Source organism: Burkholderia sp. TSV86 (assembly GCF_001522865.1).
Lineage (GTDB): Bacteria > Pseudomonadota > Gammaproteobacteria > Burkholderiales > Burkholderiaceae > Burkholderia.
Genome location: NZ_LOWB01000125.1, coordinates 1 through 7,503, shown reverse-complemented (window position 1 = coordinate 7,503; position 7,503 = coordinate 1). Strand labels below are relative to the sequence as shown.

Below are 7,503 nucleotides of genomic sequence, written 5' to 3'. Positions count from 1 at the left end.
GGTGGACTCCTTGCTGTTCGCGGCGCGCATTGCCGCTACGGGCTACGCCCTTCGCGCCAATGCGCGCCAGCATGAAAAACCAACCACTGTCAGATTTAGTCTAGTCCACCGCAGGTAATCGGTTTAGTTATGGACTGTCTGAAGAATACAGACCGACCGTTCGCGCCTATTTTATATGCTGCGTTTCATATCGCTCGGCACCGCGTAACAACGTGCGGCCGTCCCGCCCCACAGCGCGCCGCGTTCGGCTGCCGACAGCCGCGATTCGGCCCAGTGTTCGACCAGCAACGCCACTTCGTCATACGACGCCGCCAGCAGGCACACGGGCCAGTCCGACCCGAACATCAACCGCTGTGGGCCGAACACATCGAGCGCCGCGTCCAGACACTGTTCGATGGTCCGAATATCCTGCGCCCGCAGGCCGCACTGCCAGTCGGCCTCGGTCACGAGTCCCGACAGCTTGCACGCGACATGTGGCAGCGCGCCCAGCTCGCGCAACGCGGCACGCCAGCGACCGAACGACGTGGCGTCGCGATCGAAATCGACGAGTGCCGGCTTACCGACATGATCGAGCACGAGCCAGTGTGCGTCGTGCCGTGCGCAGAACGCCTGCACGTCCGGTAGCTGGCGCTCGAATACGAGCACGTCGTACACGTAGCCGTTCGCCTGCAGCCATGCGATGCCGCTGTTGAAACCTGGATCCGCGACGAATGCGGCCACGTCGGCTTCGTCTTGCACCTGGTGACGAAAACCCCGCAGCTTCGGGCTATTCCACTCGGCGACGCGGTCGGCAAGCGCTGGCGCGCCGAGATCCTCCCAGCCGACCACCGCCGCGATGCGCGCGTCGTCGCGCGCCAGATCGAGTAGGAATGCCGTCTCGTCCTGCCCGGCGCGGGCCTGTACCGCGATCGATGCGTCAAGCGCCTGCGCATGCATCTGCGGCCACAACGCGTCGGGCAGGTAGTCACGCGCGAGCACGCCCATCCCGGGGCCAATCCACGGATAGTCGGCCGTGCGATAACGCCAGAAGTGCTGATGGGAATCGATACGTACTGCGGCCATGATGCCCTCGTGTTCAGTTACCGCGGCGGCGGCACACCCCGCGACATCGCGATTCGGTCCCAACCCCATTCCCATTGGTATAGACGAACTGGTTTTGTCGCAATAAGGACGATGGTCGGCATTGGTGCCTGGGGTACTGTCAGGTTGTTCGTCGGCCGGACAGTGTCAAACGCAATCTCAAGTTGATACAGCTTCGAACGCAAACGCAATCGTAATTTGATACACCCGCTCCTGCGGTTATTAGGTGGTGCTGACCTCCTTCGAATTGCGTTTGCGTTTGACGTCGTTCGCGTCGCTTAGAGGCCAGTTCAAAAACCCCGTGAAGGGCTGTTTTCTTCCTCGGCGAGCTGTTAATCTTGGGCACCAGAACAACGGAAGCCCAAGGATGGAAGCGCCGATCATCGACGACGAACTGTGGATACTGATCGAACCATTGCTGTCGCCTGCGAAGCCTCGTGCGAAGAGCGATCCTGGTCGTCCGCGCGTGTCCGATCGTGCGGCGCTCAACGGCATCCTGTTCGTGTTCAAAACGGGAATTCGCTGGAACCACTTGCCGACTCGGCTGGGCTTCGGCTCGGGCGCAACTTGCTGGCGGCGATTGAGCGACTGGCAAAAGGCTGGTGTATGGGACCAACTGCACGAGTTGCTGCTCGACAAGTTGCGTGCGGCCGGCCAAATCGATCTGTCATACGCTGCGGTCGATTCATCGTCCGTGCGCGCCGTTGGGGCGGGCGAAAAACTGGCCCGAACCCCACGGATCGCGCGCGACCGGGTTCCAAGCACCACATCCTCGTAGACGCCAACGGCGTTCCCGTCTCTGACTAGCGCGAACGCCAACGACGTCACGCAGCTGCTGCCGCTCGTTGATGCGATTCCACCAATTCGCGGTGTCCGTGGCCGACCGCTTCAGAAGCCCGGCGTCGTCTACGCCGATCGCGGCTACGATTCCACCCGACACCGTCGCGCGTTGCGCGAGCGCGGTATCAAACCCATGATCGCGAAGCGCCGGACCGAACATGGCAGCGGTCTCGGCAAGTATCGTTGGGTGGTCGAACGTACGCACTTCTGGCTCCACAATTTCCGTCGCCTACGCACGCGCTTCGAGCGACGTGCCTACATTCACGAAGCATTCCTGAAGTTTGGCTGCTCGCTCGTCTGTTGGAACATCTTCAGGCGAGCTGAACAGGGTTTTTGAACTGGCCTCTTAGCGTGCGTTACTTCGTCTTGAGCATGATAGTCATCGGCGCCTGATTCCGGTAGACGCGTAGCGCGAGGCTTGCGCCATTCGCTTGGTTGATCTCATTCGACAGATCGGCGACCGTGGCAATCGTGGTCGTCCCGGCACCGACGATCGCATCGTTGGCCTGAAGCCCCGACGAAGCGGCAAGGCTGCCGGCCTGCACTGAATCGACCTGTACGCCTGACACGGTCGGTAGGCCCAGTGACGACTGTTGAGCCACTGTTGCGATCGATTCGACCGTCATGCCGATCGCGAGCGTCGTTCGGTCGGACGTCTGCGCTGACGTGCCGGAATAGTCGAGCACCGGGAACGCGGGCGTCGCCGTCCTCGCCTTCAATGCTGCGTTCGTTACACCGAAGTGCGTCGTATCGAAACTGACGAAGCCGATCTGCGTAACCGCCGGTGAATCGGACGGCACGTCGTAATTCCCGCTCGCCGGATCCGTGAATTTCGGATTGCCCACGGCCGAGTGAATGTCCCACGCGCCGGGGTCGAGATTTTGCGATGCCTTGAGATCCGCGGCCGTCATGAACAGATTCTGGTCGACGAGCTTGCCGAAATACGACAGGATGGCCGGGTTGTGCGCGCCCATCGTGATGTTGTTGGTAAATACGTCACCGCTGTTGACAAACCACACCTGCGGATAAAACGGCCGGTTCAGGATGATGTTGTTCTTGCCTATTCGGTTGAACCCTTCCCGGAACTTCAGGCCTCCCGACAAATCATTGTTCGCTTGGGCTTGCGTCGTCCCGAGCAGCACGTTGTTTTGCACGAGGTAGTTCGACGTGCCGTCGTCGAAGTCGATGTCCCAGCCGCGATCGCAGCGGAAGCGGTTGAACTGGATCACAGTCGTGTCGACCGCATCCAGGTTCCAGATCGTCGGATGGCTTTGCATCTCGGCTCTCATGTCGTTGAGATTCGGACTCCAGTAGCGGTCGCGTCCCCACGCGTTGAACGCACCATGGTCACCGGTTTCGAGCACGGTATTGAACACGTCGTTGTACTGGATCACATGGCCGCCCCACGTCCCGTCGCCGATATTGATGCCTGCACGCGGCGTGTTGTAGATGCTGTTGTGGTCCACGGTAATCTTCGATGCCATTGAAATCTCGACACCGGCGACCTGCTTCTCCTTGAGCCCGATGTCGTGAATCAGGTTGTCGGTGGCGATCGAGCCGGACGGATAGTTGTTCGTCTTCGGCCCGGGCGTCATGTCCAGATTCGCGTAGTTCGGTGCGGCGCCGTAGCTGGCCGGCGCCGGCACACTGGAATTCGCGACGGCCCGCACCGCGTCCTGCCTGCCGACGAAGGCGATCGCACTCGCACCGATGTTGTAGAGCTCGTTGGTGTCGATCGTGGTGCCGCGGTTGTACCCGCTCACGAATATCGCGTTACTGCCGAGATCGTGAAAGACGTTGTTGGCGATCCTGACGTCCTTCGTACCTTCGAGGAAAACCGCACCGTTCCGATAGATCGTCCAGTCGCTTCTGAGCAGCGGCTCGGTGGTCTTCATGAACGTGTAGTTTCCTTTCGTGAACACGAGACCGTCGATACGAACGTTCTGAACCGGGTTCTGCTCGGTTCCGACGAGCCGGATCAGGCTCTCGGTCGTCGTGCCTTCGAAACGCGTCTTGCTCAGGTCCATTCCCGTCGGCGGGTAGAAATACAGAACACCTTTGATCGTGTCCAGATACCATTCTCCCGGCGCGTCGAGTTCATCCAGGACACCCTCCACGTATTCGGTCGATGTGTCGGTCCCTTGGCTCAATCGGTTGTTGCCAACCGGCGCGCTCATGCTCAACTTGCCGTTACTACCAACACCGTACACGATCTGGTGCTGATCGGCCCATTTTGCGTTGAGCATCGAATGCAGATAGCCGTAACCCTGCGACGACGGCGCCCACATCGCGGCTCGCGCCTGGATGGCAGACTGGCTGGTCGAGCCGTTAAATACCACGCCCGGCGCCGCGGCCTGGTAGTTCGGGTAGCGTGCCAGCACTTGCTGCGCGTCGTTGGCGAACAGCTGGTCGAATGTCGCGCCTCCCACATTCGTCATCACGATATTGCCTTTGTAAGGCTGCCAGTTCAGCCCGGTCAGCACGCGCGAGCCGCTGATGACCGGATGCGCGCCGCTGTCCGCGTGAATGTACAAACCCGACGAAGCAGGCGTGATGTAGACCGGCTTGCTCTGGTAGTACACACCGTCTTCCAGGATGATTTCGCCAAGGCCTTTCACACTCGCCATCGCGATTGCAGCGGACAACGTCGCCAACGGGGCGGCCTTGGTGCCCGTCGCCTTGTCGGAACCCTGCGGCGACGCGTAAATGGCGGCCGGATTGCCGGTGTTGGCCAGCGTCGATCCCGTAGACGTTTCGCCGCTGGCGCCCGTTGTGGAGGTAGGCGAGAAAGTCGGCTGGCCGACATCGTTGGTGACGGTCGGACTCTTGTCGTCACCGCCGCATCCGTATAACAGGCCAAGCGTTGCCAGTGCAAGTATGTAGCATGTCGATTTCATCTCGATCCTTTCTTGAAGCGAAACTAGCAAATGTCGTCAAACCCGGCTCTGTACGCTCGCGACAATACGATGTGCGCACCGGACCGCGCCCCCGTTTACGCAAAGCCGAGCACCGCTAGAGTGGAAGCGGCCTCAACGCTCCCATCGTCGTGATTCGTAGTCACGTGGTAGCCGGTCACGATCAATGTTTCTGCTGATGTTGTCTGTTACGTCATGCCGACCCAACTTTACTGTGAGGAGGTGATACTCTTGTTCGCCGACACCATCCTGTTTGCGTACGGTATCTGGTATATCGCCTGCAGTGTGAATTGATCGAGGAATATGTTAAGTTACGCGAAATATTGACGCGAAAGGACATCGGTCAGTTGGTCGCTCTTGTTGCTTGCCCCATCGTATAGCGAAGCTGGGAATAGGCCGTGGGTTAAATACCGTCCGCACGGCCAGCAAATGCGTGTCGTTGCCATTCCAGTTCGCCAATTTCAACAGCGAATGCTGCCGTATAGGGGGCGGTCACCCCACACACAAATTTAATGGTCCAACCAATGGGCCTATTATTTGATTATCTAAGGCGTACGTCTACCTAGGTAAAACACCGGTATAGTGAGGCCGGCCGGAAAAAATGGAAGCCAACGTTTCGTAAAATCGAGAAACGGAGGCATGCATGAATCGAATTCCAAGAGCGGTCTATACGAAGGAGCATCGCGACGAAGCGGTCAAGCTGGTGATGGCTGAAGGTGTTGGGGTATCGGAAGCTTCCCGGCGCTTGTCGATCCCAGTCAAGACGCTGGCAAACTGGGTGCGCGCGGCGAAGGCCGGTAAGCTGAAAGATGTCGGTCGGCACCAGAAACCACTGACGGAAGTTGAGGCCGAGCTGGCGCAGGTCAAGCGCGAACTGGCCGAGGTAAAAATGGAGCGCGATCTGCTAAAAAAGTTCGCGACGTACTTCGCGAAGGAGTCTCGGTGAAGTACGGCATGATCGAGCAAATGCGACAGGACTATCCAGTGCCGTAGACCAAAGCAAAGTTGTCACCGTTTGCGAAGTAAAAATGTCACTTCGCCGGACGGCATCGACTGGGAAACGGAAAACTGCCGCAAATTCATGGGCTTGAGTGTCGCGCAATAAAGTCGTCACCGGTCCCAGAGTTGCGAAGACCGGTGTCAACTCCCCAGGGACGCACTCGCACCGCCGGCAGGGGCGGTCATGCGTTCCGCGGAACCCGAGTTTGAATGGGTAATCGTACTGTCGTGATAATAGCTATTATTTCCCTGGAACGCATTACACTGCGGTCTTCCTGAATCCATGAGCGCTGGAATCGGAGCCCTACAGCTGCGCCATCTCCGCCCGCGCCGATCCCGTCATGCCACGTCGGACCATTCTCTCGGCTGCCGAGCGAGACAGCCTGCTTGCATTTCCGGATAACCGGGACGATCTGATTCGTCACTACACGTTCAGCGAAGCGGATTTATCGCTGATCAAGCAGCACCGGGGCGCCGCCAATCGCTTGGGATTTGCAGTGCAGCTTTGCTACATGCGCTATCCGGGCATCACCTTGCCGTCTGGCGCAACGCCCCCGTCCGAGCTGCTGCAGTTCATCTGCCAGCAACTGCACATCAGCCCTGACCAGTGGACGGCCTACGGGCAGCGGGACCAGACCCGTCGCGAACACGCGATCGAATTGCAATCTGCCCTGCAGCTCCGGCCTCTTACTGTCGCCAACTATCGCGCAGCAGTGCAGTCACTCGTCGATCTGGCAATGCAGACCGACAAGGGCATCGTACTCGCGCAGGCGCTGATTGACCATTTACGTCGGCAGGCGATCCTGCTACCCGGAGCTGACGTTATTGAGCGCATCTGCGCTGAAGCAATTACGCGTGCGACCCGCCGGATATACGGCATCCTGACGGAACCGCTTTCCGACGAGCAGCGGCAACGACTCGATCTGCTGTTGCAGCGCCGGGCTGATGGCCGCTTGACCTGGCTCGCGTGGTTACGGCAGCCACCGGGCAAGGCAAGTTCGAGACAAATGCTTCAGCACATCGAGCGCCTGAAAGTGCTACAAGGTGTCAACCTGCCAGCCGGACTGGACAGGCTCGTTCACCGCAATCGCCTGCTCAAGATTGCCCGAGAAGGCGCGCAGATGACGCCACACGACCTGGCGAAATTCGAAGTGCGGCGCCGCCATGCCACGCTGGTGGCGATCGTCTTGGAGGCGAGCGCAACGGTTACCGACGAAATCGTCGATCTGCATGATCGAATTATCTGTAGCGACTTGCATTTGAAACGGGCCGTGCTTGCAATCAATGCGGTTTGCTGCTCGGATTAACTGCAACTCACGGAACGCGCGTGCTTGGATTATCTGCAACCGTGCTTGCATTCCATCGCCGCCTGCTCACATTATCTGCAACTGACGCAGTTCAGATCGGCAGGCCGGCGGCCAGCATCCGGTCGCGAAGCGTCGCGGCCCGCACGGGCTCCAGCGAGTTGCCGAACATCGCCTGCCTTGATCTCGGCCGGCATCAGCGCCGATACGTGCGTGCAACTCGGCCACGGGGATGGCATAAAGGTACAGCGTTTCCAGGGCTTGCGCGTCGATCCAGTCAAGCACGCGGGTTCTGTCGCAATAAGGAAGCCTGTCGATAAGCGGTCTCGGAATGATCAGGATTCCTCAGAAGGCCAACGAATAAA

At 59.4% G+C, this 7,503-nt stretch carries 2 protein-coding genes and 3 pseudogenes; 3 read left to right on the top strand and 2 right to left on the bottom strand.

Annotation, left to right across the window (positions count from 1 at the left end; all coding sequences use genetic code 11):
• Window positions 1-171 precede the first annotated feature (171 nt).
• Complete coding sequence (locus WS68_RS23890) at window positions 172-1,062, bottom strand: amidohydrolase family protein (RefSeq protein ID WP_059573203.1); 891 nt, start codon at window positions 1,060-1,062, stop codon at window positions 172-174.
• Between the two features lie 385 nt (window positions 1,063-1,447).
• Between WS68_RS23890 and WS68_RS26970 the strand changes: the two are divergent.
• A pseudogene (locus WS68_RS26970) lies at window positions 1,448-2,257 on the top strand (IS5 family transposase).
• A 19-nt stretch (window positions 2,258-2,276) separates the two neighbouring features.
• On the opposite strand, the gene WS68_RS23875 reads toward WS68_RS26970, so the two are convergent.
• On the bottom strand, window positions 2,277-4,817 hold the full coding sequence (locus tag WS68_RS23875) for a PDZ domain-containing protein (RefSeq protein ID WP_059573200.1): 2,541 nt from the start codon (window positions 4,815-4,817) through the stop codon (window positions 2,277-2,279).
• A 661-nt stretch (window positions 4,818-5,478) separates the two neighbouring features.
• Here WS68_RS23875 and WS68_RS23870 point away from each other — a divergent pair.
• Window positions 5,479-5,825: pseudogene (locus tag WS68_RS23870) on the top strand (transposase); the annotation flags it as partial.
• Between the two features lie 350 nt (window positions 5,826-6,175).
• Window positions 6,176-7,078, top strand: a pseudogene (locus WS68_RS23865) (DUF4158 domain-containing protein); the annotation flags it as partial.
• Window positions 7,079-7,503: the final 425 nt, after the last annotated feature.